This window comes from Bradyrhizobium yuanmingense (assembly GCF_025200905.1).
Classification (GTDB): Bacteria; Pseudomonadota; Alphaproteobacteria; order Rhizobiales; family Xanthobacteraceae; genus Bradyrhizobium; species Bradyrhizobium yuanmingense.
In genome coordinates, this window is sequence record NZ_CP104173.1 from 456,084 (window position 1) to 482,615 (window position 26,532).

Below are 26,532 nucleotides of genomic sequence, written 5' to 3' on the forward strand. Positions count from 1 at the left end.
TCTCTTCGACGATGCGGTGCGAGTCCGGGACACGAGAGTGGCGCATGTAGATTTTCGCAACTGTCACGGATGCGGATTAGGAAAGCGGTGTCGCTCGGAGAGCGCAGCGAGGATCGCGTCCTTGTCTGCGATGAATGTACGACCGTGATAGCTGAGCGCAGTGCCAGGGCTCCGTGGCATCAGCGCGATCGTACACGTTGACGCCAGCGGACACGGACCTACTTGAACGGGTCCTGGATCGACGGGGCCGACTGACGGATGCGGCGCACGCTGACCGGGGTGCCGTCGGAGACGAACAGCAGCTCGTATTTGCGGCCCTCGCTATCGGTCGCCGAGCAGGTGACGTCGTTCACCTTTCTGGCGGCGAAGTTGCCGGTCTGCCGGCAGATGCCGGTCGAGGTCTGCTCGGCGGGCACGGGCAGGCCGTCGACCTTGGGGCGGTTCTTGGAGTTGAGCAGCACGCGGTCGATCCGCAGCTCGTAGGAATTGTCGTCGGCGCGCTTGCCGTTCTCGCCGGAGAACGACACCACGTGGCTGTCATCGGAGGGATCGTCGACCGCGACGGCGAAATTGACCCGGCCCGTGTCGCCATGGGCATAGGCCACCGTCTTGCACGGGAAGGTGCGGCCCGCGACCCTGAATGTCTTGCAGTGGCCGGACATCAGCGCCAGGAGATCGATGAAGGCGTTCGGCTGCGCCGGCGGATTGTTGACCGGAACGGGTTTGGAAGTCTCGGCAAAACAAGGACTTGCCGCGATCACGAGCAACGCGGCGAGGACCAATCGGCGAAGGCGCGTTGTCGGGCTCATGAGCCAGGGGGCCATGGCGGAAGAGTTCCGCACCATAGCCATCGAGCCGCAAGTTGGTTGCGATCCCGTTTGTGCTGCAAATCCCGTCTGGAATATCACCGCGTCAACCCCGAGGGCGATTCGTCCAAATCGCCCGATCCGTCCCGGCGGCCACATGCCATCAGGGCGGTGTTTTTTTCGTGGCGGAGCATGATCCGAAAAAGTGCGTAGCGGTTTTCCGAAAAAATCATGCTCAAACAATAACCTAACCCATTGCCGCCTGCCAGCGCGTGTCGCGGAAGGAGGGGCGGCGGTGGAGGCGGGCGTCCAGCACGGCGCGGGCGCGGGGCAGCTCACCGCTGCGCATGAGCGCGACGATATAGGTGTCCTCGATCAGCTCGCGCTGGGCGTGGCTGCCGCCGATGCGCACGACCTCGCCGAGCACCGGCGCGAGCATCTGCACGCAAGTCCGGTAATCCTCATCGGCGAAAGCCGCGAGTGCGCGGAAGATCGCCGGCACCACAGGGCCCGCCGGCAGCTTGCCGTCGGCAAGCCGCTGCTCGATCGCCGCAAGGCGGGCGGCGAGCGCTTCGCGATTCTGCGTCGCGGCTGCGAATAGCGCCATGTGGACGTCGGCAAAGGACAGGCTCGATTTCGGAAACAGTTTTTGCGCGGCGGCGTCGGCTTCCTGCCACAGCGCCTTCGGTACCGCATGACCGTACATCGACAGGCGCCACAGCAGCGAAGCGCTGTCGGTGATGACGTTGAGCGGCGGCGCCTGCGTGGCAGTGGGCCGAAGCACGTCGGCATAGATCGCGAGCGCCCGCGCCGCATCGCCATGCTCGAGCGCGCCGAGCGCCTGATGCCAACGGATATGGCCGTGGAGGATTCCGGAGCGGTCATAAGCCGGCAGCCATTCGTCGACGAGACGATCGGCGTCCTCGATCGATCCGTCCTCGAACATCGCATGCAGCACCGCGTGCGCGGCGTGGGCATTTTCCCGGCGCAGATGGAAGCCGCGCTCGGTGACGGCGCGGCCGCGCGCGACGTCGCCATTCTCCGTCATCGCCCAGCCGGACATGGTGAGGAACCACCAGTCCTCGCCGTAATGTGGGGCGACGCGTTCGCAGAGCTCGTGCCGGGCGCGGTCGTGATCGGCCATGCCTGAGAAGGCGAACAGGCCGAACGCGCCAAGCGGCAGCGACAGCACCAATGCGTCGCGGGGCCATGCGTCGATATGCTTCAGCGTCGATGCGATCGCCTCCGGCAGCCGGCCCTCGATCGCGAGCGCCAGCGTCTCGACATGCGAGCGCTCGCGCTCGCTGCCGCGCCCGGCCACGAGCTCGCGCGCGCGTGCCGCCTTTTGCCGCGCGAGATCGCCCTGCTGGTAGAAGGCATGAACGCGGCCGCGGGCGATGTGGGCCAGCGCGAAATCAGGGTCGGCCGCGATCGCGCGCTCCAGCATCTCCGCCGTGCCGGTCCAGCCCGCGAGCATGAGGTCGACGCCGTCGCGATAGGCGGATGCTGCCTCGTGCGAGGTGGTGGAGAGCGGCAGGCCGTAGCGGTCTTGAAGCGCCATCGAAGGCCCCCCTCACGCCGTCCGCGCGCGGCGGCCTTCGATCGGATAGGCCGGATCATTGTAGCCTGGCGTCGAGGGATGGCCTGGCGTCACCAGGCGGTCGATCAGCGCCTCGTCCTCCGCGGTGAAACGATAATCGAGCGCGCTGATGTAGCCGTCCCATTGCTCCTCGGTGCGGGGACCGGCGATCACCGACGAGACGAAGGCGGAGTTGAGCACCCAGCCGACCGCGAACTGGCCGGCGGTGATGCCTTTCGTCTCGGCGTGAGCCTTGATCTCCTGCGCAAGCTGGAGCGATTCCGGCCGCCATTCGGTCTGCATCATGCGGGTGTCGTTGCGCCCCGCGCGCGTCTCCTTGTCGGGCGCTGCATCCACCCTGTACTTGCCGGTGAGCACGCCGCGAGCAAGCGGGCTGTAGGGCACGATGCCGAGACCGTAATAGGCGCAGGCCGGAAAGTGCTCGACCTCCGGCATGCGGTTCATGGCGTTGTAATAAGGCTGGCTCACCGCGGGCCGGTCGATGCCGAGCCGGTCGCAGATGTTGCAGATCTCGGCGACGCGCCAGGCGCGGTAGTTGGAGACGCCGAAATAGCGCACCTTGCCGGCGTGGATCAGGTCGCTCATGGCGCGCACCGTCTCCTCCAACGGCGTGGCATGGTCTTCCTTGTGCAGATAGTAGATGTCGATGTGATCGGTGCCGAGCCGCATCAAGCTCTCGTCCGCCGCCTGCAACACCCAGCGCCGCGACAGCCCGCCGCGATTGGGATCGTCCCCCATGGGGTTTGCGAGCTTTGTGGCAAGCACCCAGGCACCACGATTGCGCGCGATGGCGCGGCCGACGACCTCCTCGGAGGCGCCTTTGGAATAAGCGTCCGCTGTGTCGATGAAATTGATCCCGGAATCGCGTGCCTTGTCGATGATCCGCTTCGACGTGGCCTCATCGGTCGGCCCGCCGAACATCATGGTGCCCAGGCAAATCGGCGAGACCTTGAGGCCGCTGCGGCCGAGCTGGCGGTATTGCATGGGCGAGTCCTCGATGTTGGTGGACGGCAGCATAGCCAGCAAAGTCCGTCATTGCGAGCGCAGCGAAGCAATCCAGAGATGTGTCCGCGGAGGGATGCTGGATTGCTCCGCTGCGCTCGCAATGACGGTGGGGCACGTTTGCGCCTCACATTCAGTGTCATCGCCCGCGAAGGCGGGCGATCCAGTACGCCGAGACAGTCGTGATCGATCGAGGGGCCGCGACGTACTGGATTCCCCGCCTTCGCGGGGAATGACGGCTGCGGGTGTGGCGCGCAGCAGCGCCGGCCTGATCGCCCGCTACCCCGGCCCCTTCAAGATCTTGAACACGCCGTTCGCCATCACGATGCAGCGGTCGTCCACGGTCACCTCGGTGCTCATGAAGATCAGGCTGCGGGTCGAGCGCACCACGCGCGGGCGGGAGATCAGGGTGTCGCCGATCTGGCCGGCCTCGACGAAATGGGTGTCGAGCTGCACCGTCGCCAAGTACTCCTTGCCGGAGACGTAACGGGCCGTCATGCCGCAGGTGCGATCGGCGAACGTCATCATCACGCCGCCCTGGACCATGCCGCGGCGGTTGTGGTGCTTGTCCTCGGTCGCGAGCGCGAACTCGTAATGGCCGTCGACCTTGCGCTCCCACAACGGGCCGATCAGATGCAGGAAGCCCGTGGTCTCCAGGATGCTCCAGCCCTCTGATTTCAACCTTGCGGCGGCCTTGCTGGTCATGTCGTCGTTCGTCCTTGCAACGCGATGTCTCCTCGTTTCATCAGATGCAGTCCTGGTGTAGTCAAGCATCATGAGAACGTTCGACGATGCCACCAGACGGAATATCGCAGAGGCCTGCGCGGCCTTCGCGCGGCTGCCCGTCACAGCCGAGCCGTCGGCGCTGAAGCGCGCCGCGGTCGTGCTGGCGCTGACCGAATCCGACGACGGTGGCGACACCGCCTTCCTGCTCACCAGGCGCGCCCCGCACCTGCGCGCCCATCGCGGCCAATGGGCGCTGCCCGGCGGACGCTGCGATGCCGGCGAGACGCCGGTCGAGGCGGCGCTGCGCGAGCTCGACGAAGAGCTCGCACTCGCGCTGTCAGCCGATGCGGTGCTCGGCCTGCTCGACGATTATCCGACGCGCTCGGGCTATCTGATCACGCCGGTCGTGGTCTGGGCGGCCGACAGTGCTGCGATCCGCCCGAACCCGGATGAGGTCGCCTCCGTTCATCGCATCGCGCTGGCCACGATCGAGCGCGACGATGCCTTCGATTTCACTGAGATCCCCGAGAGCAGCCGCCGCGTGATCCGCTTCCATCACCAGATGAGCCTGATCCATGCCCCGACCGCGGCGCTGATCTACCAGTTCCGCGAGGTGCTGGCGGGGCGGCACACCCGCGTCACCGACCTGGAACAGCCGGTATTCGCCTGGACGTGACGATGGTAAACGGCGCGTTAACGCGACGGTTACCGGATGCCTGCTAAGAAGGCAGCATGCATCATTCGATTCGAAATAAATTGGCGCTGGTTCCGCTCGCGCTCGTCCTGATCTCGCCTGCGGCGCGCGGCGCCGAGGCCGACGCGCTGTCGCCCGCCGTTCGCAATGCCAACGCCCAGCTGCTGTCGCAGTTTTTCGCGCAAGGCGCGGGGGCTTCGCCGGCCGTGCTCGAATATCGCCGCAAGCTCGCGGAATATCAGGCCGCGCGCGCCGCCTTCGATGCCGAGGCCGGCGCCTATTGGAGCCAGATCTCGGAGAAGCGGAAGGCCCGCAACGCCAAGCGGCGCAATGGGCAGCAGATCACGCTCGATGACTACGTGCTGGAGCATCCGCCGCTCTATACCGGGCCGAAGAAGCCGGTGAATCCGGAGCCGGAGGAAACGCCGGATCGCCCCGCGAGAAGACCGATCCCCGTGGTCGCCGATTTCCTGCGTGCGGCGCAGGAACTCTACCAGTTCACGCCGCAACGCCCGTCTAGCGAGCTCGAGTTCAAGCGCGCCTATGCGCGCTACGCTCTGGCCCATGGCCTGACGCGCGAGCAGGCGGTGCGGGTCTATTCGTTCGAGACCGGCGGCACCGGCAGTTACGACGTGCAGGCGGGCATCGAGCATGGCGGCAAGCGCGCGATCTCGACCGCGATGGGCTACAACCAGCTGCTCACCACCAACAGCGTCGAGCTGCTCGCCGAGCAGGGCCATGAACTGATCCGCGCGCTGTCCGAGAAGGTGACGCGCACATCTGGACCGGCGCGGCATGCGCTCGAGCACAAGCTCACTGTCCTGAAGAAGATGGTGGCGCACGCGAAGTCGGTGCCCGATACCTGGTCGGAGCACGAGAAGATGGGCGCCACCCCGCAGGGCTGGGCCATGCATGCGATGGTGCTCGACGTTGACATCGGACCGATGCTGCAGACCCACAAGCTGCTGACTTCGGTGCATTTCGCCCGCGCCAAGGGACACTCGCGCCCGCTGTCGGCGGCCGAGCTCGAGATGATGAACCTCACCGGCGACGGCACCGGCCTCGACATGGTGACGATGCCGCAAGCGATGCGCGAGCGGGTGCCGACCTCGAATTTCTTCCAGCGCGGCGGCTATGAGCGCAACCCAGTCGCGATCCGCCACAACACGGTGGCGAAGCTGCTGGCCGTGACCGACGAGCGCATGGACGTGAACAGCGGCAAACCCGGCGCAAGGGAATTGGCAGGGGCGTTCTAGGACGCTGGCGCTTTCTTCACCTCTCCCCGCTTGCGGGGAGAGGTCGGATTGCATCGTCAGATGCAATCCGGGTGAGGGGGTACAGGTCCCTCGACGATCTCATGCGTGGAGAGAGGCCCCTCACCCCAACCCTCTCAGCGCGAGCGAAGCTCGTCGCGGCCCTGTAAGAACGGGGCGAGGGAGCGCACCGTGATCGCAGCTTCTACTGATCCGGCCCGAACTTGAACTTGCCGTCACCCTCCAGATACGGGCCGGTGCGCATGTAGAGCTGGCCGTTCTGGCCGATGAAGAACAGTGTGCCCTTGGGTACCTTCTTGGCGCCCTTCAAGAGCTCGCCGGCGTTGCTGGTGCCCATCTTGTAGGAATAGGTCTTGCCCTCCCTGTCGTAGGCGTAGCCGGTGTCGGTCTTCAGCTCCCAGGGCGTCGCTGCGGTTTGCGCCAATGCGGGCGCTACCAATGCGCCGAGCGCGGCTGCGAGTGCAAATGTCTTGATTGAAAATGCCGTCATCCCATCCTCCCAAGATCGGGACATTCCATGATTGAACAAATCACGAACGATGCGTCCCGGTCAACTTGCGATAGCGCCGCAGCGCATCACGTCTTGCCCAGCAGTTTGTGATTTTCCCTCCGTCCCCTCGCGACTATGTTCCGCTTTCCGTTTAGAACGCAACTCGACAAAAATATTGGTGGGGATGATTCGAATGAACCTTGTCGTCAAAGCCTGCTCGGCTGCCGCGCTGTTGCTCACGGCGCTGGGGCCGGCCGCCCAAGCCGATGACTACCGGCTCAGCCACAACCAGCGGATTTCGTGCAGCCGCGGCCTTGCCCCGGGCAAGCTGAACACGGCGACCTGCAAGTCCTACACCTATCTCTTCAACACCAGGACCTCGGAATATTTCCGCTGCCAGGTCTCCCTGGCGCTGACCCGCGACAACAAGGAAGTCATCAACGTCCAGACCGACGGCGGCTGCACCAAGAAACCGCGCATTTTCGAGACCGACGGCAAGTACGATTTCGACGCCACCGAGACCGAGCCGCCGAACACCAATTCGTTCTTCGGCCCCGGCGGCTATTCGGTCTGGGCCGCCGACGTCGGCGCGCAGAAGGTGCGCGGCTGCATCACCATCTCCTCCGGCCTCGGCTCCGACATCTCCAAATGCCTGGACATGACGTTCCAGTGAGCGATCGCTCGATAGCCACTGCGTAGACGGTGCGCTCCCTGCCCCGCCTACGGGGGAGGGCTGGGGAGAGGTGTCTCCGCATCGGGACAATCTCCTAGAGGAGAAAACCCTCACCCGCGCCTTCGGCGCGACCTCTCCCGCAAGCGGGAGAGGTGACCGAGCAAGCCGCTCCGACTCGAACCTAACGCGACTCCAGTCCCGCTGCGCCACCTCGCCGCACCGTCCGGTTCCCAAAAACCCAGCGGGAACGGCCCTTTGCCGCAGTCCTGTTTTGCCTTTTGGATGGGTTGACCCGCATCCCTCATCCGGCCAATTTCGCCGCCGGTTTGGGGAGAACAACAACCATGAAACGGACGATTTTCGGCGCGGCCGCGGCTCTGGCTCTGGCGGCGTCGGCACCTTGCGCCCAGGCGCAATCCTTCATCAACGTGCTGACCGGCGGCACCTCCGGCGTTTACTATCCGCTCGGGGTCGCGATCGGAAAGATCTACGGCGAAAAGATTCCGAACGTGAAGACGCAGGTGCAGGCCACCAAGGCGTCGGTCGAGAACCTGATCCTGCTGCAGCAGGGCCGCGGCGAGCTGGCGTTCACGCTGGGCGACTCGCTGAAAGCCGCCTGGGAGGGCGAGGAGGAGGCGGGCTTCAAGACCAAGCTCGACAAGCTGCGCACCATCGGCGCGATCTACCCGAACTACATCCAGATCGTCGCGACCGCGGACAGCGGCATCAAGACGCTCGCCGACCTCAAGGGCAAGAGCCTGTCGGTCGGTGCGCCGAAATCGGGCACGGAGCTGAACTCCCGCGCGATCCTGGCCGCTGCTGGCATGAGCTACAAGGAGCTCGGCAAGGTCGAATATCTGCCCTTTGCCGAATCCGTCGATCTCATGAAGAACCGGCAGCTCAACGCCACGCTGCAATCGGCCGGGCTCGGCGTCGCCTCGCTGAAGGACCTTTCGACCTCGAGCCCGATCACGGTGGTGTCGGTGCCGAAGGAGACCGTCGACAAGATCGGCCCGCCGTTCGTCTCTGCGACCATTCCGGCCAACACCTATACCGGCCAGGACAAGGACGTGCCGACTGCGGCCGTGATCAATTATCTGGTCACGAGCTCCGCCGTCTCGGACGATCTCGCCTACCAGATGACCAAGCTGGTCTATGAATCGCTGCCCGAACTCGTCACTGCGCACGCGGCCGGCAAGGAGATCAAGCTCGAGACCGCCGCCACCGGCAGCCCGGTCCCGCTGCACCCCGGCGCGATCCGCTATTACAAGGAAAAGGGGCTGATCAAGTAATCAGCTCCTGTCGTCGGACGTCATGGCCGGGCTTGTCCCGGCCATCCACGTTCTGCGGCTGTGCATGGAAGTTTCGTGGATGCCCGGGACAAGCCCGGGCATGACGGCTCGGGACATACCGTGCCAATGCTACAAGCGCTCGACGATTGGGGATGGGCTGAGATGCTGGAAAAGGCAGAGGGGACTGAGATCGCGCCCGACAAGGTCAAGGTCGAGTTCGACAATTTCGAGCATGGCTTCCCAGAAGGCTTCGGCCCGGGCTGGTGGGGCCGGCTCGCCTACTGGATCGGCATCGCGTTCGCGATCTTCCAGCTCTACGTCGCCGCCTTCAACTATCTGCCGAGCCAGGTGGTGCGCGGCGTCCATGTCGGATTCCTGCTGCTGCTGACCTTCGGCCTGATCGCCAACTTCACCGCGAAGAGCAATTTCGGCCGTGCGCTGGGCTGGGCGATCGGCGCCGCCGGCTTCTACTGCGGTCTCTACCAATGGATCTTCTATGCCGACCTGATCGCGCGCGATGGCGATCCGACCAGGCTCGATCTCGCCGTCGGCACCCTGCTCGCGGTGCTGATCTTCGAGGGCACGCGGCGGCTGATGGGCGCGGCGCTGCCGCTGATGTGCGGTGCGTGTCTCGTCTATTGGTTCTTCGGTCAGTACCTGCCGTCGCCGCTCAACCATCGCGGCTATGATTTCGACCAGATCGTCACGCATTTGTCGTTCGGCACCGAAGGCTTTTACGGCGTGCCGGTCTACGTCTCCGCGACCTACATCTTCCTGTTCATCCTGTTCGGCTCGTTCCTGGAGCGCGCCGGCATGATCCAGCTGTTCACCGACGTCTCGCTCGGCCTGTTCGGCCGCACCCGCGGTGGACCTGCCAAGGTCGCGGTGTTCGCCTCGGGCATGATGGGGACCATCTCCGGCTCGGGCGTCGCCAACGTCGTCACCGTCGGCCAGTTCACGATTCCCTTGATGATCAGGTTCGGCTACCGCCGCGCCTTCGCGGCCGGCGTCGAGGCGACGGCCTCGATGGGCGGCCAGATCATGCCGCCGGTGATGGGGGCGGTCGCCTTCATCATGGCCGAGACGCTCGGCGTGCAATATTCGGAGATCGTCAAGGCCGCCGCGATCCCCGCGATCCTCTATTTCGCCTCCGCGTTCTGGATGGTGCATTTGGAAGCCGGCAAGCACGGCCTGGTCGGCATGAAGCGCTCGGAGATCCCGAGCGCCTGGAAGGCGCTGGTGACGCGCTGGTACCTCGTGCTGCCGCTCGCGGCTCTGGTCTACATGCTGTTCGAGGGTTTTACGCCGCTCTATGCCGGCAGCATGGGCCTTGCGCTCACGGTGACGCTGATCCTCGGCACCGCCATCACGACGGGCGCCTCCTCGAACGTGATCCGCACCATCTTCTGGGTCGGGCTCGCGCTCGTCGTCGCGGCATTGTCGCGCGACGGCCTCCAGATCGTGCCGGTCGCGACCGTCGTGGTCGGCCTGATTGTGATCACGGCGATCGTGCGCGGCGGCTTTGCGGCGTTGCGGGCCTGCCGCGATGCGCTGGCCGAGAGCGCGAAATCCGCCATCACCGTCGGCATGGCCTGCGCGATCGTCGGCGTCATCATCGGCATGATGTCGCAGACCGGCGTCGGCACCATCTTCGGCGGCTGGGTGATCGGACTCGGCGAGAAGAGCCTGTTCCTGGCGCTGGTCATGACCATGCTGCTGTCGATCCTGCTCGGCACCGGCATCCCGACCATCCCGACCTACATCATCACTGCCGCGCTCGCAGCTCCCGCGCTGGCCAAGCTCGGCGTGCCCTTGATCGCGAGCCACATGTTCGCATTCTATTACGGCATCATGGCCGACCTCTCGCCGCCGGTGGCGCTCGCCGCGCTTGCGGCCGCGCCAATCGCCAAGGAGAACCCGGACAAGATCGGCTGGGAGGCGATGCGCATCGCGCTCGCCGGCTACGTCATTCCCTTCATCTTCGTCTATTCGCCGGCCTTGATGCTGCAGGCCGGCGATCCCATGGCGGCCAAGCTCGGCTTCTACGGCGCGGTGGCGCTGGCGAGCTTGAAGGCGCTGGTGGCGATCGGCCTGTTCGGCATGGCCGCGATCGGCTTCCTGTTCACGCGGCTGACGCTGATCGAGCGCCTGGTCGCGCTCGGCGCCGCGTTCTGCCTGCTCGGCGAATTCCCCTTCAGCGATACTGCGGGCTTCGTGCTCGCCGCCGCGCTTGTGTTGTGGCAATGGCGGCAGCGTCCGCCGGCGCCGGTCGAGGCGGTGTGAGCCTCTGTCTTGCGACAGCGGGCGGCGTGAAAGCGCTGACGCTGTCCGCGTTCACGCTTGTCTGGACGCATTCGATCGCGAAGGTCGAATGGCAGGAAGACTGGCGCCTCACGCCATCAGGCCTCGAGCTGGTGCAAGCCCGCGTCAAGGGCACCGGCCCCGGCATGGAGCCGCCGGCCGAGGCGCGGCTGGTCGACGGCTGGTTTCAATGGCGGCCGCAGCGTGCGCCGATGCCGGAATTGGTGCTCGGCAATTCCGGCGCGGCCGGAGAATGGCGGCTGTGCCATGACGGGACGTGCTGGACATTGTCGGAGATTGTCGGGCATCCCATTGGTGCTAACGTCACCACGTTGAGCGTCTGCAAAGAACCGTAGCCCGGATGGAGCGGAAGCGTAATCCGGGACCACTGCCCCGGATTGCGCTGCGCTCCATCCGGGCTACAAGAACAACAACACGGGAGACACGCGATGGATCGGCTCAAGGGCAAGGTTGCGATGGTGGTGGGGGCCGGCTCGATCGGTCCAGGCTGGGGTAACGGCAAGGCGACCGCGGTGACCTTTGCGCGCGAGGGCGCGCAGGTGTTCTGCGTCGATCGCAACGGTGCCGCGGCCGAGGAGACCGCGAAGATCATCAGCGGCGAGGGCGGCAAGGCGACGGCGTTCACGGCCGACGTGTCGCGCGCCGGCGAGATCGAGGCGATGGTCGCGGCGTGCCTCAAGGCCTATGGCCGCATCGACGTGCTCGACAACAATGTCGGCATCGCCGAGATGGGCAGTGTCGTCGAGGTGAGCGAAGAAAGCTGGGACCGCGTCTTCAGCGTCAACCTCAAGAGCGCCTATCTCGCCATGAAGCACGTGATCCCTGTTATGGTGAAGCAGGGCGGCGGCTCGATCATCAACATCTCCTCGATCGCCTCGATCCGCCACATGGGCATCTCCTACGTTACCTACGGCGCCTCGAAAGCGGCGATGAACCAGATGACGCGCACCACAGCGATCGAGTTCGCGCGCCATCACGTCCGGGTCAACGCGATCCTGCCCGGCCTGATGAAGACGCCGATGGTCGAGCACTCCGCCGGCCTCGCCGCCAGCTACGCCAAGGGCGATGTCGAGGCGATGTGGCGCGCGCGCGACGCCCAGGTGCCGATGGGCCATATGGGCGATGCATTCGACGTCGCCAACGCAGCGCTGTTCCTGGCCTCGGACGAGTCGAGATACGTGACGGGCATCGAGCTCGTTGTCGACGGCGGGATCACGTGCAAGGCCGGGGCTTGATCCAGCCCCAGCTTGCACGCAGCCCGCCGCTGCGAGTCATAGGCGATCGCCCTGGCTCGCAAGGAGGAAGCAGATCATTCACAGCAGGGCGTATTGCGCGCGTTCGCGCCTGGTCAGCAGCGGCAGCGCCTGTTCCGCGATGTAGCTCTTGAAATGCGCGCTCTCCTGGTGCGCCCTAAAGGCGTCTTCGTCGCGGAACAACTCGTAGAACAGGAACTGGGCCGGATTGTCCTTGGCGCGCGAGATCAGGAACAGCTTGACGCCTGGCTCGCGCTGCGCCTGAGGGAGGAAGCCGCGCAGGATTTCGGCAATGCGGTCGGCCTCTTCGGCCTTTGCTTCCCATTGCGCCACGACGAGAAGTCCGCCGCCGATGGCCGGGTGGCCGGCCTCTTGATTCATTGCCTGTTCGGTCATGATGGAGCTCCTTGAGAATGCTCCATTCGATAGCGCGGCTCTGGGCGGCAATGGTTCGATGAAGATCGTAGTGCGAATGTCGCCGCGGCCCAGCGTTCCGTCGCGGGTCGAATTGATTTCCTGCGCGATTTTCGCTACCGCCTTTTCCCGTGGATACGCTCAAGGTCAGAGACGCCAAAGACGTCGAAGAGGTGGTGCGCGCGGCGATCGCGAGCGAGCAGCCGCTCGAGATCATCGGCCATGGCGGCAAGCGCGGCATCGGCCACGCCATGGCGACCAACGCCGTGCTCGACGTCTCCGCGCTCAATGCCGTCACCGCCTACGAGCCGAACGAGCTCATCATCACGCTCCAGGCCGGCGCGCCGCTGGCCGACGTGCTGGCGCTGATCGACGCCAAGAATCAGCAATTCGCCTTCGAGCCTGTAAACACCGCCCCGCTGCTCGGCACGCCGGCAACAGGCACCATCGGCGGCATGATCGCGGCCGGGCTCGCCGGGCCGCGGCGGATCCGGGCGGGCGGGGCGCGCGACCACCTGCTCGGCGCGCATGCCGTCTCGGGCTTCGGCGACAGCTTCAAGACCGGAGGCAAGGTGGTGAAGAACGTCACCGGCTACGATCTCTGCAAGCTGCTGGCGGGGTCCTGGGGCACGCTGTCGGTGATGACCGAGGTCACGCTCAAGGTGATGCCCAAGCCCGAGGCCGAGCGGACGCTGTTGCTGCGCGGGTTAGATGATGCCGCTGCCAACAAGGCCATGACTGCGGCGCTGGGCTCGCCCTTCGACGTCTCCGCCGCCGCGCATCTGCCGAAATCCGCACTCCGGGCCGGGACCGAGGGGCTGGGCGACATTGCGGGCCAAGGCGAGGCCGAGGCGCTGACCGTGCTGCGGCTCGAGGGCATCACCGCGTCCGCTGCGCACCGCGCCGGCTCGCTGCGCCAATTGCTGGCGCCGTTTGGAACCGCGACGCTGATCGAGGACGTGGCATCCGCGGCGTTGTGGAGCGCGATCCGCGACGTGCTGCCGTTCGCGGCGAGCGGCGCGCTCGGCGCCTGGCCGGTCTGGCGGATCGTCTGCCCGCCGGCCTCGGGCGCCGCGCTGGGCTCGCAGCTGGCGCGCGAGACGGGCGGCGATGTGATCTACGATTGGGGCGGCGGGCTGATCTGGGCGGCGCTTCCGCCGAAGCCGGACGCGCATGCCCCGGCCGTGCGTGCGCGCGCGAACGCGGCCGGCGGGCATGCCACGCTGATCCGGGCGACTGATGATGTCAGGCGCGAGGTCGACGTGTTCCATCCGCAGGCGCCGGGGGTTGCCGCGCTGAGCGACCGGGTGCGCGCCAGCTTCGATCCGAAGATCATTCTCAACCGGGGGCGGCTCACGCGGAGCGCTGGCTGATGAAGACCGAATTCTCACTCGCGCAGCTCGCCGACCCCGATATCGCGGAAGCCGACAAGATCCTGCGCGCCTGCGTCCATTGCGGCTTCTGCACCGCAACCTGCCCGACCTATGTGCTGCTCGGCGACGAGCTCGATAGCCCGCGCGGCCGCATCTATCTGATCAAGGAGATGCTGGAGAAGGACCAGGCGCCGACCGCCGACGTGGTCAAGCATATCGACCGTTGCCTGTCGTGCCTTGCCTGCATGACGACCTGCCCCTCGGGCGTGAACTACATGCACCTGGTCGATCAGGCCCGGGTGCAAATCGAGCAGCGCTATCGGCGGCCGCTGACCGAGCGGCTGCTGCGCCAGGTGCTGGCCTTCGTCCTGCCGGACCCGCAGCGCTTTCGCGTCAGTATGTGGCTGGCGCGGCTCGCCCGTCCGCTCGGCGTCTTGCTGCCGACACCCCGGCCTGCGGCGACGCCGGGCTTGATCCAGCGCATCAAGGCGATGCTGGCGCTGGCGCCGGACCGGCTGCCGCCCGCAGGGCCCGCCGCCGGCAGCGTGTTCGCGGCGCTGGGCAAGAAGCGCGGCCGTGTGGCACTGCTCCAGGGCTGCGCCCAGCAGGTGCTGGCGCCGCGCATCAACCAGGCCGCCATAAGTCTCCTGACCCGCCACGGCATCGAGGTCGTCCTTGTCAAGGACGAGCAATGCTGTGGCGCGCTGACCCATCACCTCGGCAACGACCAGGATGCGCTGGCGCGGGCTCGCGCCAACGTCGCGGCGTGGCGGAAGGAAATGGTCGGCGAGGGGCTCGATGCCATCCTGGTGACGACCTCCGGCTGCGGCACGGTAATCAAGGATTACGGCTATCTCCTGCGCGAGGACACAGCGTTCGCGGCCGATGCTGCGAGGGTCTCGGCGCTTGCCAAGGACATCACCGAATACGTCGCCGGCCTCGAGCTTGCGACCGCGGCGCGAGCGGACGACATCGTCGTCGCCTATCACTCCGCGTGTTCGTTGCAGCATGGACAGAAAATCACAGGCCTTCCGAAAGAATTGCTTTCCAAGAATGGATTCGTGGTGAAAGATGTGCCCGAGAGCCATTTGTGTTGCGGTTCGGCGGGGACCTACAACATTCTCCAGCCCGAGCTTGCGGGTCGGTTGCGTGATCGCAAGGTCGCCAACATCGCGAGCGTCAAGCCGGACATGATTGCCGCGGGCAATATCGGCTGCATGGTGCAGATTGCCAGTGGCACGTCAGTTCCGGTCGTACACACGATTGAGCTTCTCGATTGGGCGACGGGCGGGGCGCGGCCGGCACTGAACGCGCAGGTTTGAGCTTTCAGGAGCCCGAACTGTCCTCCCGAGGTGACGACTGAAGACGCCCGATCAAGCATTGTTCGGCGGCAACAGGAGGACCACGATGGCGAAAGCGAAGAAGAAGAAAAGCAAGAAGGCCAAAAAGGCCAAGAAGGCCGTAGCGGCGAAGAAGTCCGCGAAGAAGGCGACGAAGAAGAAGGCGGCCAAGAAGACCGCCAAGAAGTCTGCCAAGAAATCTGCCAAGAAATCTGCCAAGAAGGCCGCCCCGAAGAAGGCTGCCAAGACGACCGCAAAGAAGTCGGCGGCCAAGAAGGCTGCTCCGAAGAAGGCCGCGAAGAAGGCGGCACCGAAGAAGGCGAAGGCAGCGCCTGCTCCGAAGCCGTCGGCACCGGCGGAGACCCCCGCGCCCGCCGAGACAAGCTGGGCGATGCCTTCGTCTTCTGCGGAAGCGGCGCCGGCCGAGGGGCAGGGGTAGGAAGGCGGTCTCTCAGCGCCTTCGGACTGTCACTCGGGATTGTTACTTGGGATTGTTACTTGGGATTGTAACGAGAAGGCCGCGGCACCCCGGTGCTGCGGCCTTTTTGCATCGTGGAAAGCCGCCCTGGCAAAGGCGCTCCGGGCCCACCCTGATTCGTAGCGAAGGTGTCACGCCGCCTGGCGATCCCCGGGTTTACACGGGTCTGCACTGCACCTTGGAATGCAAATAATGTGATCGAGAAGCCACACAGCCTGACAACCTTTCGTGAATTCGTCAAAACGCCTAAAAAGTCGGCAGATGCCCGTGCTTTTTGCTTCACGGTTCCTGTCCATCGATCCAAATTGCCGCAGTGACGCAATTTTGCAGGTAGGCCGCATGCCCCGGGGGGCTTCCGGGGGCGACTGCTAAGTAAGAACGGGTAGATGGGGATCGAAATGAAAAAAGTGGCTTTGTTGGCAACGGCGCTGGCAATGGTGACGACGGGTTCGGCGTTCGCGGCAGATCTGCGCGTGAAGGCATTGAAAGCCCCGCCGCCCCCGGCGTTCGATCCTTGGGATATCGCCTTCGGCGGCGGCATCATGAGCGATTACGTCTTCCGCGGCATCACCCAGTCGAACCATAAGCCGGCCGTCACGGCCTATTTCGAGCCTCGCTACAACGTCACCAAGGACTTGCAGCTCTACGTCGGTACGTCCGCCTCGAGCATCTCCTTCCCGAACCGCGCTGCGGCGGAAGTCGACTTCTACGGCGGTATCCGCCCGACCTTCGGCATGTTCGCCTTCGACTTCGGTCTCTGGGGCTACCTCTATCCGGGCGGACAATGCTTCGGCTCGCAGTACACATTGGCTCAGGGCAATTGTGGCGGCGACATCGATTACTCGCAGGGGGCAATCGGCCTTCCGATCAACGGCAACTTCGCCAAGAAGGACGCCAGCTTCTTCGAAGCCTACGCCAAGCTGAACGTCGTCATCAACGACCAGTGGACGGTCGGCTTCAACGAGTACTACTCGCCGAACTTCCTGAACCTCGGCGCCTGGGGCAATTACGCCTCGATCACGGCCAAGTGGACCGCCCCGAGCACAATCTTCGGTGCCAGCGGCGTCGGCATGTACGTGTCGGGTGAGTTCGGCCGGCAGTGGTTCGGCACTTCCGACATCTTCTACGGCATCGCGGGCGATCCGGTTTATGCGAACGGCATCAAGGAGCCGAGCTATAACACCTGGAACGTCGGCGTCGGCTTCACCTACAAGGTGTTCACGCTCGATCTGCGTTATCACGACACCGACCTGAACAAGGGCGACTGCAACGCCTTGACCAGCGATCACACCGCGAAGTTCACCGGAAGCTTCACCCCCATCAACCCGGGCGGCTTCGGCTCCAACTGGTGCAGCGCGGCCGGCGTGGCCAAGCTCTCTTTCGACCTGACGGCGATGAGCAATCTGAAGTAAGCTTCTTTCCGAAACGACTTCGCGAGGGCGGCAGGGCAACCTGCCGCCCTTTTGCTTTTCTCCACGCCGTCATGGCCGGGCTTGACGCGTGTATGGAGTGACGACTCGAACTTGATGATCAGCGGCTACCCAGCGCTCGCCTCAGCGCGCGGCGCTCGGCTCCGCCGCAGTCCGCTCGCCGCCGACGACGTGGATCGCACCGTCCTTCACCAGCGCCACCTTGCGGGTGTGGAAGGCATCGAGCGTCGAGCGGTGGCCGATCGAGACGATGGTGGCCTGCGGCAGTCTCTCCGCCAGCAGCCGGTAGAGCCGGGCTTCCGACGGCTCGTCGAGCGAGGCGGTGGCTTCGTCCAGGAACAGATAGTCCGGCGCATGCAGCAGCGCGCGCGCTAGCCCGAGACGTTGCTGCTCGCCGAGCGAGAGCATCCTGTTCCAGTGGCCGTCCTCGTCCAGCCGCTCGGCGAGATCGGGCAGCCCGACCGCGATCAGGGCCTCGCGGACCTGCACGGCGTCGAACGCGCCCGGCGCTGCCGGATAGACCACGGCATCGCGCAACACACCGACCGAGAAATAGGGCCGCTGCGGCAGCATCATCAGCTTTGCCTTTTCCGGGACCACAACCGTGCCGGTGCCGAACGGCCAGATGCCGGCGATGGCCCGGAACAGCGTGGACTTGCCGGAGCCGGACGGTCCGGTCACCAGCACGCGCTCCGAGGCCTGAATGGTGAAGGCCTTGGCGGCCACCAGCGGCGTGCCGTTGGGCAGGTTCACGCAGAGCTGCTCGAGGTCGATATGGCGGCCGGCGACTTCCAGCGCGATGGCAGGCTCATGCGCCGGCAGATTGACCGCCGAGGCGACCGACATCTCGAAGCCATCGAGACGGGCAACCACCGCACGCCATTCGGCCAGGGATCGGTAGGCGCTCACGAAGAAGGACAGGGCCTTCTGCACGCTGCCGAAGGCGGAGCCGGTCTGCACCATCCCTCCAAGTTGAATCTTACCGGCAAAGTAGGCAGGCGCGGTGAGGATGAAGGGAAAGATTACGGCGGCTTGGGAATAGCTCGCCGTGAAGGCAGTCAGACGCTTGGTCCGGCTCATGATCGCGTACCAATTGCCGACGACATAGCCGTAGCGGAGTAGCAGTCGTTCGCGTTCGGCCCCTTCGCCCTTGAGCAGTGCGATCTGTTCGGAGTTCTCGCGCACGCGGACGAGGTTGAAGCGGAAGTCGGCCTCGTAGCGCTGCTGCTCGAAATTGAGATTGACCAGAGGCGAACCGATCCAGTGCGTCAGCGCGGTGCCGAAGATCGCGTAGACGAGCGCCGCCCACACCAAATAGCCGGGAATGGGAAAGTCGAGGCCCGAGATATGCAGCGGTGCCGCGTTCGACAGCCCCCACAGAATGACCACGAACGAGAGCAGCGTGACGATCGAGGAGAGCAGTCCGATGCCGATATTGAGAGTCTGCTCGACGAAACTCCGGACGTCGTCGGTGATGCGTTGGTCCGGGTTGTCGGCCGCATCGCCCTTGAGCTGCATCCGATAGTGGGTCGCGCTATTCAGCCATTCGGCCAGATAGTGACGCGTCAGCCATTGCCGCCAGCGAATCTGGAGCCACTGATTGAGATAGAGCTGGTAGACGGAAAGCGCGACGCTGGCGCTCGCGAGCAATGTGAAGACGCCCAGCTCCCAGACGAAGCCGTTCCAGTCGCGCTCCTGGAGATAGTTGTAGAAGCGGCTGTACCATTGGTTCACGAGCACATCGATGGCGACCAGCAGCAGTTCGATCACGATCACCGCCCCGAGCAGGCCGCGGCCGGCCCATTTGTCCTCTGATCGGAAATAAGGGATGGCGATTCGCCAGACGATCGCGAGCGTGGCGCGGATGTTGTTCACAGAGCTGGATCTCCTCAGGGGATGTGCACGATGCCCAGAGCCAAATAGCTGAGGCGATGGCGGAAATGGGCGCGCTTAGACGAAAGTCGCAAGTTCTGCAATTTGCGTTGGATTGTCGCAGCCAGCAACCCTAGCATGGTGCCCGCCGGTGCGGGGCAGGGTGCTCCGGGATTTCGCGACCTTGTGAGCGGACGGGAACCGCCGGATGCGCGAGAACTTCGCGCCGCGGCTGCAACTGGCTGCCGATCGCTTTCTCGTTCGGCGTGGTCTTCGAAGGCGCCCCGGGCTTCGCCATGCCGGTGCGCCTGCATCGACCATGCGCGAACCTTCTCAACGCCCCCGCCGTCTCATAGAAGGTGCGGCAAGTCAGGTCGGTCGAGAGGTCTCATGGTTTCGTTCCAGCGATTGGTGTGTGCGGCGGTTGCAATGTTCGCGATGTCCACACTCGCGCGTGCTCAGGAGGGGTTTCCGTTCGGCACCGAGATGACGCTGGAGGCGTTGCCGCAGGCAGGCTCGAAGCGGATTCCCAACATCGAGATCGGCGACAATGGCGAGGTCGTGCTGGAGCTCTGGTGCAAGGGCGGCAAGGGCCAGTTCTCGGTCGCCGGCAACACCGTGATCTTCGTGCCCGGCCAGATCCAGAACCGCAACTGTCCGCCGGCGAGAGCGCAGGCCGACGACGAGCTCGTCGCAGCCCTCGGCAGCGTCGAGACCTGGAAGCGCCAGGGCGACGTGCTGACGCTGATCGGCCCGAAGCCGCTGCGCTTCAGGACGACGGGGAATTAGGCCTCTGTCATTCCCCGCGAAGGCGGGGAATCCAGTACGCCGCAGCCTATCGATTCCATCGCTGCTGTCTCGGAGTACTGGATCGCCCGGTCAAGCCGGGCGATGACAGCGGTGGCTGTCTCAGCCTACTTCCACACCGACTTGTCGGCGTCCCAGCGCTGGCCCTTCAGCTCCTTGACGAGCGCCTCGATCGAGCCGTTGTCGTCGGGCAGATCGCCTTCTTCGTCGAGGCTGGCATCGTCGGACAGATTGAGCCTGGCACCGCTGCCCTCGTCGGCCGTCGTGGTCGCCGGGCTGCCGATCCAGAGCATGAGCTTGTCGGTGGTGCCCGGCTTGTCGGGCGAGACCAGGCCTGCAACCTCGATCGTGTCGGTGAGCTCGAGCGCCGGGAAGTCCTGGTTCGGCCGCTTGAACACCAGCTTGAGCCTGCCGGTGGCCGGGTTGAAGTTTTGCGTGACCGGCTTTGCCGCGAGCGTCCTGCTCAGCACGCTCGCCACCGCCGTTGCAAGCTTGCCCTTGTTGATCTTGTCGCCCTCGCGCCAGTCGGCCGCAGGGAAGCGGATGGTGCGGTCCATCTCGGTCATGCCCGCGGTCCAGCCTGCGGCGGTGACGCCCGGCATTGCCTTGAACTTCGCCAGCAGCGCGCCGGCGCGCTCGGGATCGACCGACATGGTGATGGTCTGCTCGCCCGCGCGCAGCGCGTCGCAGCCGACATTGAGGCTCGCCAGCGTCACCTCGACCTCCTGGCCCTTCAGGCTCTTCAGGAAGTCGGTCGCGGCGTCGAGCTTGACCTTGACCGCGATCGCTTCCGGCGAGACGTCGGTGAAATCCTTCGGCTGCGGCGTGATGCCGTCGTCGGAGGCCTGACTGTCCAGGAATTCCTTTTCGCTGAGATCGGAATTGTCCGGCGAGGTCACTTCGGTCACCGCCTGGCCGACCGCGATCTGGCCGCGGAATTCGAACATGTCGCCGGACTGCTTGCGCGTCAGCTTGACGCTGACCGGCGACTTCTCACTGATGCTCTGCGTCGTTCCGGTCAGCGTCTGGCCGGCGACCTGGAGGTTGACGACGAAGCGGTCCTTGCGGTCGGAGTTCTTCGCGATGGGGTAGCAGACGTCGAGCACCGCCGCGGTCAGCGTCTTGCCCTGGCGCGTCTCCTTCAGGATCACGTCGGCATTGCCGTCCATCAGCCCGTCCATCGCGGTGAAATAGCGCGTCTCGGTTCCCCCGGCGCGGTCGCCTTCGGCGACAGCTTCATCTGGGCGGAGGCCTGCGGCGGAACGGCGAGCAGGGCCAGAACGGCCGTGGAGCAAACCAGAAGCGCACGCATCGATGACATCCTCGCGCAACGGCCATGATCCGGAAAGCGTGAAGCGGTCTCTAGGATCATGCCCAAACAATCAGAATCGGCGCGCCACCGTAGTGGGTTTTGGCCGCTGGTTGAATCGGAAAGCGAAACGGGCAGGGTCGGAAAAAAAAAGGCCGCCCGGAGGCGGCCTTCGCAACTCTGTCACGGAACGGAAGGCTTAGAAGCCGCCCATGCCGCCGCCGGGGGGCATCGCGGGCGGAGCTTCCTTCTTCGGCATCTCGGCGACCATGGCTTCGGTAGTCACCAAGAGGCCGGCCACGGAAGAGGCGTCCTGCAGCGCGGTGCGCACCACCTTGGCGGGATCGATGATGCCCTTCTCGACCATGTCGACATAGTCCTCGTTCTGGGCGTCGAAGCCGAAGGTCTCGGACTTGTTCTCCAGGATCTTGCCGACCACGATCGAGCCTTCCACGCCGGCGTTCTCGGAGATCTGGCGGATCGGGGCTTCCAGCGCCTTCAGCACGATGTTGATGCCGGCCTGGACGTCGTCATTGGCGTTGGTGAGACGGCCGACCGCCTTCTTGGCGCGGAGCAGCGCGACGCCGCCGCCCGGGACGATGCCTTCCTGAACCGCGGCGCGGGTGGCGTTGAGCGCGTCCTCGACGCGGTCCTTCTTCTCCTTGACCTCGATCTCAGTGGCGCCGCCGACGCGGATCACCGCGACGCCGCCGGCGAGCTTGGCGAGGCGCTCCTGGAGCTTCTCGCGGTCGTAATCCGAGGTGGTCTCCTCGATCTGGGCCTTGATCTGGCCGACGCGGGCCTCGATGTCGGGCTTCTTGCCGGCGCCGTTGACGATCGTGGTGTTCTCCTTGTCGATCACCACCTTCTTGGCGCGGCCGAGCATCTTCACCGTGACGTTCTCGAGCTTGATGCCGAGCTCCTCGGAGATCAGCTGGCCGCCGGTCAGGATCGCGATGTCCTCCAGCATGGCCTTGCGGCGGTCACCGAAGCCCGGCGCCTTGACGGCCGCGACCTTGAGGCCGCCGCGGAGCCGGTTGACGACCAGGGTGGCCAGCGCCTCGCCCTCGACGTCCTCGGCGATGATGACGAGCGGCTTGCCCGACTGCACCACGGCTTCCAGCACCGGCAGCATGGCCTGCAGGCCCGAGAGCTTCTTCTCGTGCAGGAGGATGTAGGCGTCCTCGAGCTCGGCGGTCATCTTCTCGGCATTGGTGACGAAGTAGGGGCTGAGATAGCCGCGGTCGAACTTCATGCCCTCGACGATATCAACCTCGGTCTCGAGCGACTTGTTCTCCTCGACGGTGATGACGCCCTCGTTGCCGACCTTCTGCATCGCCTGGGCGATCATCTTGCCGATGGCGGCATCGCCGTTGGCCGAGATGGTGCCGACCTGGGCGACCTCGGAGGAGGCGGCGACCGGCTTGGCGCGCTTCTCGATGTCCTTGATGACGGCGGCAACCGCGGTGTCGATGCCGCGCTTGAGATCCATCGGGTTCATGCCGGCGGCGACCGCCTTGGCGCCTTCGCGCACGATGGCCTGGGCCAGCACGGTCGCGGTGGTGGTGCCGTCGCCGGCGAGGTCGTTGGTCTTGGAGGCGACCTCACGCACCATCTGGGCGCCCATGTTCTCGAACTTGTCCTCGAGCTCGATCTCCTTGGCGACCGTGACGCCGTCCTTGGTGATGCGGGGGGCGCCGAAGCTCTTCTCGATGACGACGTTGCGGCCCTTCGGGCCGAGCGTCACCTTGACGGCGTTGGCGAGAACGTCGACGCCGCGCAGCATGCGATCGCGCGCGTCTCCGGAAAACTTGACGTCTTTGGCAGCCATGGTCTGCAATCCCTCGTGTTATGTGATGTGTGTTGTCTTGTGCCGTGCGGCGGAACGATGGATGCCCGGATCGCCTGGATCCGGGCATGACATTCAGCGGCTGTTCAGGCGGACGGCCTTAGGCCAGCACGCCCATGATGTCCGACTCCTTCATGATCAGGAGCTCTTCGTTGTCGATCTTGACCTCGGTGCCCGACCACTTGCCGAACAGCACGCGGTCGCCGACCTTGAGGTCGATCGGGATCAGCTTGCCGGTCTCGTCGCGGCCGCCGGGGCCGACGGCGACGATCTCGCCCTGGGACGGCTTTTCCTTGGCCGTGTCCGGAATGATGATGCCGCCCTTGGTCTTTTCCTCGGCGTCGATACGTTTGACCACGACACGGTCATGCAGCGGACGAAATTTGGATTTAGCCATGACGTTTCCCTTTGGAGGCTCGCTTCGGAAGTAGTGGGGTCGGTGGGGCGGCGCTTCCGTCCCCCTCTCGTCGAGGATCAAACGGCGCGCTTAGCAATCGGGCTTTCCGAGTGCTAATAGTGGGTCCGGAAATATGGCTTGGCCGCGATCCTGTCAAGCAAAGGTGGTTAAGCGATTGTTGAGGCGGATATAGGATGGTGGCATTGGAAACTCGCTCGGGGCGTCGGCGTAAAGAACGACGTCATTGCTCCGGCAGCGGTTTTGCGCTTGGCTGCGGGAGGGGTGCGGCCATGGTCTTGTTCGGGGGAATGCCATGATCAGTTCGGCTCACGCGCGCACGGTTGCCAATCTGGCGGCCGCCTCTTGTCTGGCGCTGCTGCTGGGCGCCTGCGGCGGCGGCTTCAACCTGCCGTCCCTCACGTCGTCCCCGCCGCCGCCCGATGCCGAACCTGGCGTCGCTCCGGAAATGCCCGCCACCATCCGCGCCGACGAGATCGTCGGCCGCTGGGGCCTCGCCTCGTTCCAGAACCCGGCCGATCGCGCCCGCACCGAGAAGATGGCGCGCGAGCAATGCAGGAACCCCTACGTGATCACCGCCGGTTCCTCCGGTGGCGTGATCATGCATCTCGCCGACCAGGCGACGCCGCAGGAGCTGCGGCTGAAGGGCTCGCCGAGCGGCAAGAACTACATCGGGCCGGCCGGCCCGACCCCGGCGATCAGGACCGCGAAATCGTCTCCTTCGACGGTCGCGTCATGATCACCCGCTTCATCGACAAGGACGCCGGCACCCGCTACGGCAACATGGTCTACGTCCGCTGCGCGCCGAGGGCGTGACGGTCTCTTACCCTCTCCCCTTGGGAGAGGGTGGCTCGCCGCGTAGCGGCGAGACGGGTGAGGGGTCTATCTCCTCACGAACGGTCTTGCGAGTCGAGAGAACCCTCATCCGGCGCTTCGCGCCACCTTCTCCCACAAGGGGAGAAGGGAAGAAGAGTTCACGATCTGCACCGGCCAAAACAAAAAACGCCGGCCCAAGGCCGGCGTTTTGTTATTCCGATGTCGTCGCCGCTCAGTCGAACAGCGCGTCGATGTCGTCCTGCGAGGCGTGGCCGACGTCGCCGGCGAGCTTGGGGCCGTTGAGGAGCTTCTCGTCCTCGCTGCGGTTGTCGACCTGCGCGGGCACATGGGACTTGATCGCGTCGACGCCGCCCCAGATCTCCATCATCGCGTTGATGTGCTGCTCGATGAACTTCATCGTGCCCATGACCTTGCTGATGCGCTGGCCGGTCAGGTCCTGGAAGTTGCAGGCTTCGAAGATCGAGATGACGCGTTCCTGGATGTCGTCGGCAAGGCGCTTCTGCTGATCGATCGAGTCCACCTTCGACATCGCGCTGGCGGCCTGGTCGATCGATTCCGCGGCTTCGAGGATCTGCTGGGTCGCCTGCTCGGTGCCGCCGACCACCGCGCCGAGCTCGCCGTTGACCTTGGCCATCTCGCCGCCGTCGAAGCTCTTGCCGTGCAGCGTCGCGATCTCGCGCTTGGTGCGGTCGATGGCGTCGTGGATGAGGTCGAGCTCGACCTTCAGCTTCTCGCACTGCTCGATCTGCGCCCGGTAGGTATCGAGCATGGTGCGCGCTTCGGCAAGCTCGTGCGCGGTCGAGGCGTCGATCGCCGCCATGGCAGCGCTGCCGGACAGCGGGGCCGCGACGATGCCCTTCGCCATCTGGGCGCGGATCGCGCGCAGCTCGGCCATGATCTCGCTATGCATCGGGAGTGCCTCTTCAGTTACGTCTACAATGGGCATCTCGCCACCGACGATATCTTCGACGCGAAAACGCTTGCGGTGAACAGCCATCAGGATACTCCCCCCACCTCACTCACGCGTCTTTGTAGGCAGAAGCGATTTAACACGAAGTTCACAGCAGGAACTGCTGATCGGCCGCGCGCGACGCGGCGCAAAGAAGCGATTAACCATCACCGCGCGGCGTTCATCGAAAATAAACGCTGATCGCCAAATTGCAGGCGCGCTCGCGACGTGGTGAATCCAAACGCGCTGTCCGTTTACCAAACAAAACGGCTTTTGCTTTTTATTGACCACGTCGAAGAGCGCGGATCAGCCACCGGCTCTCCACGACGCATGTGATCTAGACGAAACAGTACAGAGTACGTCGATGTTCAAGAAAATGTCTGTCGCGCTGCTCGGCAGCGCTTGCACCTTCATGGCCGGCGCGAACGACGCGGGCGCCTTCGACAACAGCGTGCCGAACGATCCGCCCGCGGTGCTGTACCAGCCGCGCGTGCCGCCGGCGCCGGTGCGCGTGGCGTCCCATTCCGACATGGGCGGCGGCTTCATCGAATTCCTGTTCGGCGATGGCCCCGGCCGCGGCCCGGCCTACGCGCCGGAGCGGCCGGTGTATCAGCAGCAGCCGGGCTATTACGACCAGCGGCGCCTGCCGCCGATGGGCGAGCCGCAGATGCAAGGTGGGTATCAACAAGGCGGATATCAGCAGGGCGCGTCTCTGCAGCAGGAGGCGGTCGATCCGCGGCAGCGTCCGTTCGATCCGAAATTCGAGAAACAACTCGTTGACTATAGCGGCAAGGAAAGTCCCGGCACGATCGTGGTCGATACGCCGAACAAGTTCCTCTATCTCGTCGAGGGCAACGGCCGGGCATTGCGCTACGGCATCGGCGTCGGCCGTCCCGGCTTCACCTGGTCCGGCGTGAAATCGATCACCGCCAAGCGCGAATGGCCGGACTGGACGCCGCCGGCGGAAATGCTCGCGCGCCGGCCCGATCTGCCCAGGCACATGGAAGGCGGCCCAGAAAATCCGCTCGGTGCCCGTGCGATGTATCTGGGATCGACGCTCTATCGCATCCACGGCTCCAACGAGCCCTGGACCATCGGCACCAACGTCTCCTCCGGCTGCATCCGCATGCGCAACGAGGACGTCATCGACCTCTACGGCCGCGTCAATGTCGGCACCAAGGTCGTGGTGATGTGAAGCGTCATGCGCTCGATGGAGCGATCAAGTCCGGGTGCCGCGTCGGCTCGAAATGCGCGGCGTCGAAGGGACGCTGCCGCCGCCAAACGTGTGCCTGAATAGTCCTACGTCCGCTGACGGTGCCTCGACCCG

Annotated in this window: 23 protein-coding genes and 2 pseudogenes; 14 read left to right on the top strand and 11 right to left on the bottom strand. The window is 65.1% G+C overall.

Annotation, left to right across the window (positions count from 1 at the left end; translation table 11 throughout):
* Positions 1-218: 218 nt before the first annotated feature.
* The 4 genes from N2605_RS02160 to N2605_RS02175 all read right to left on the bottom strand — a co-directional run bounded on the left by N2605_RS02160 (position 219) and on the right by N2605_RS02175 (position 4,113).
* Positions 219-824: a hypothetical protein gene (locus N2605_RS02160; RefSeq protein ID WP_225140509.1), complete on the bottom strand. Its 606-nt coding sequence runs from the start codon at positions 822-824 to the stop codon at positions 219-221.
* 229 nt (positions 825-1,053) lie between these two features.
* Entirely contained in the window at positions 1,054-2,367 is a 1,314-nt protein-coding gene (locus tag N2605_RS02165; RefSeq protein ID WP_225186166.1) for a tetratricopeptide repeat protein, read from the bottom strand.
* A 12-nt stretch (positions 2,368-2,379) separates the two neighbouring features.
* On the bottom strand, positions 2,380-3,390 hold the full coding sequence (locus N2605_RS02170) for an aldo/keto reductase (protein ID WP_036027041.1): 1,011 nt from the start codon (positions 3,388-3,390) through the stop codon (positions 2,380-2,382).
* Positions 3,391-3,687: 297 nt separating this feature from the next.
* Positions 3,688-4,113: a PaaI family thioesterase gene (locus N2605_RS02175; protein ID WP_036014328.1), complete on the bottom strand. Its 426-nt coding sequence runs from the start codon at positions 4,111-4,113 to the stop codon at positions 3,688-3,690.
* 70 nt (positions 4,114-4,183) lie between these two features.
* Here N2605_RS02175 and N2605_RS02180 point away from each other — a divergent pair, with 70 nt between their 5' ends.
* Both N2605_RS02180 and N2605_RS02185 read left to right on the top strand, forming a co-directional pair.
* Positions 4,184-4,810, top strand: a complete 627-nt coding sequence (locus tag N2605_RS02180; RefSeq protein WP_225172155.1) for an NUDIX hydrolase — start codon at positions 4,184-4,186, stop codon at positions 4,808-4,810.
* 56 nt (positions 4,811-4,866) lie between these two features.
* On the top strand, positions 4,867-6,084 hold the full coding sequence (locus N2605_RS02185; RefSeq protein WP_225147328.1) for a hypothetical protein: 1,218 nt from the start codon (positions 4,867-4,869) through the stop codon (positions 6,082-6,084).
* 202 nt (positions 6,085-6,286) lie between these two features.
* Here the strand turns inward: N2605_RS02185 and N2605_RS02190 are convergent, their stop codons facing one another.
* The gene (locus N2605_RS02190) at positions 6,287-6,592 is read right to left on the bottom strand and encodes a hypothetical protein (protein ID WP_036014324.1); all 306 of its coding nucleotides are present in this window, start codon (positions 6,590-6,592) and stop codon (positions 6,287-6,289) included.
* A 193-nt stretch (positions 6,593-6,785) separates the two neighbouring features.
* Here N2605_RS02190 and N2605_RS02195 point away from each other — a divergent pair, with 193 nt between their 5' ends.
* From N2605_RS02195 to N2605_RS02215, 5 genes are all read left to right on the top strand, one after another.
* A complete protein-coding gene (locus N2605_RS02195) occupies positions 6,786-7,265 on the top strand; it encodes a hypothetical protein (RefSeq protein WP_225172156.1) in 480 nt (159 codons plus the stop codon).
* A gap of 344 nt (positions 7,266-7,609) precedes the next feature.
* Entirely contained in the window at positions 7,610-8,557 is a 948-nt protein-coding gene (locus N2605_RS02200) for a TAXI family TRAP transporter solute-binding subunit (RefSeq protein ID WP_225172157.1), read from the top strand.
* Positions 8,558-8,719: 162 nt separating this feature from the next.
* The gene (locus tag N2605_RS02205) at positions 8,720-10,840 is read left to right on the top strand and encodes a TRAP transporter permease (protein ID WP_260345690.1); all 2,121 of its coding nucleotides are present in this window, start codon (positions 8,720-8,722) and stop codon (positions 10,838-10,840) included.
* Positions 10,801-11,214 carry a DUF1850 domain-containing protein gene (locus tag N2605_RS02210; RefSeq protein WP_225151903.1) on the top strand — a complete coding sequence of 138 codons (414 nt, stop codon included), beginning with the start codon at positions 10,801-10,803 and terminating at the stop codon, positions 11,212-11,214. The genes N2605_RS02205 and N2605_RS02210 overlap by 40 nt, the downstream gene beginning before the upstream one ends.
* A 93-nt stretch (positions 11,215-11,307) precedes the next feature.
* Complete coding sequence (locus N2605_RS02215; protein WP_260345692.1) at positions 11,308-12,114, top strand: SDR family NAD(P)-dependent oxidoreductase; 807 nt, start codon at positions 11,308-11,310, stop codon at positions 12,112-12,114.
* Positions 12,115-12,192: 78 nt separating this feature from the next.
* Here N2605_RS02215 and N2605_RS02220 read toward each other — a convergent pair whose 3' ends face one another.
* Entirely contained in the window at positions 12,193-12,528 is a 336-nt protein-coding gene (locus tag N2605_RS02220; protein ID WP_225151899.1) for a putative quinol monooxygenase, read from the bottom strand.
* A 149-nt stretch (positions 12,529-12,677) separates the two neighbouring features.
* Between N2605_RS02220 and N2605_RS02225 the strand changes: the two genes are divergently transcribed.
* The 4 genes from N2605_RS02225 (at position 12,678) to N2605_RS02240 (ending at position 17,149) form a co-directional block, all read left to right on the top strand.
* On the top strand, positions 12,678-13,919 hold the full coding sequence (locus N2605_RS02225) for an FAD-binding protein (protein WP_225186170.1): 1,242 nt from the start codon (positions 12,678-12,680) through the stop codon (positions 13,917-13,919).
* Entirely contained in the window at positions 13,919-15,241 is a 1,323-nt protein-coding gene (glcF, locus tag N2605_RS02230; protein ID WP_225186171.1) for a glycolate oxidase subunit GlcF, read from the top strand. Before N2605_RS02225 ends, glcF begins: the two co-directional genes overlap by 1 nt.
* A gap of 85 nt (positions 15,242-15,326) precedes the next feature.
* A complete protein-coding gene (locus N2605_RS02235) occupies positions 15,327-15,698 on the top strand; it encodes a histone (protein WP_225113355.1) in 372 nt (123 codons plus the stop codon).
* Positions 15,699-16,135: 437 nt separating this feature from the next.
* Complete coding sequence (locus tag N2605_RS02240; RefSeq protein WP_036027050.1) at positions 16,136-17,149, top strand: TorF family putative porin; 1,014 nt, start codon at positions 16,136-16,138, stop codon at positions 17,147-17,149.
* A 141-nt stretch (positions 17,150-17,290) separates the two neighbouring features.
* Here N2605_RS02240 and N2605_RS02245 read toward each other — a convergent pair whose 3' ends face one another.
* Entirely contained in the window at positions 17,291-19,042 is a 1,752-nt protein-coding gene (locus tag N2605_RS02245) for an ABC transporter ATP-binding protein/permease (RefSeq protein ID WP_225186172.1), read from the bottom strand.
* Between the two features lie 387 nt (positions 19,043-19,429).
* Here N2605_RS02245 and N2605_RS02250 point away from each other — a divergent pair, with 387 nt between their 5' ends.
* Positions 19,430-19,828, top strand: coding sequence for an META domain-containing protein (locus N2605_RS02250; RefSeq protein ID WP_036014293.1), 399 nt, complete (start codon positions 19,430-19,432; stop codon positions 19,826-19,828).
* 125 nt (positions 19,829-19,953) lie between these two features.
* On the opposite strand, the pseudogene N2605_RS02255 reads toward N2605_RS02250, so the two are convergent.
* The 3 genes and pseudogenes from N2605_RS02255 to N2605_RS02265 all read right to left on the bottom strand — a co-directional run bounded on the left by N2605_RS02255 (position 19,954) and on the right by N2605_RS02265 (position 23,401).
* Positions 19,954-21,158 (bottom strand): annotated as a pseudogene (locus N2605_RS02255) (hypothetical protein).
* A 196-nt stretch (positions 21,159-21,354) separates the two neighbouring features.
* Positions 21,355-22,986, bottom strand: a complete 1,632-nt coding sequence (gene groL / locus N2605_RS02260) for a chaperonin GroEL (RefSeq protein ID WP_036014289.1) — start codon at positions 22,984-22,986, stop codon at positions 21,355-21,357.
* Positions 22,987-23,104: 118 nt separating this feature from the next.
* A complete protein-coding gene (locus N2605_RS02265) occupies positions 23,105-23,401 on the bottom strand; it encodes a co-chaperone GroES (RefSeq protein ID WP_008544107.1) in 297 nt (98 codons plus the stop codon).
* A gap of 313 nt (positions 23,402-23,714) precedes the next feature.
* Here N2605_RS02265 and N2605_RS02270 point away from each other — a divergent pair.
* A pseudogene (locus N2605_RS02270) lies at positions 23,715-24,235 on the top strand (hypothetical protein).
* Positions 24,236-24,467: 232 nt separating this feature from the next.
* Here N2605_RS02270 and N2605_RS02275 read toward each other — a convergent pair.
* Positions 24,468-25,253, bottom strand: coding sequence for a protein phosphatase CheZ (locus tag N2605_RS02275; RefSeq protein WP_036014285.1), 786 nt, complete (start codon positions 25,251-25,253; stop codon positions 24,468-24,470).
* Positions 25,254-25,569: 316 nt separating this feature from the next.
* On the opposite strand from N2605_RS02275, the gene N2605_RS02280 reads away from it, so the two are divergent.
* Entirely contained in the window at positions 25,570-26,400 is an 831-nt protein-coding gene (locus N2605_RS02280; RefSeq protein ID WP_036027057.1) for a L,D-transpeptidase, read from the top strand.
* Positions 26,401-26,532: the final 132 nt, after the last annotated feature.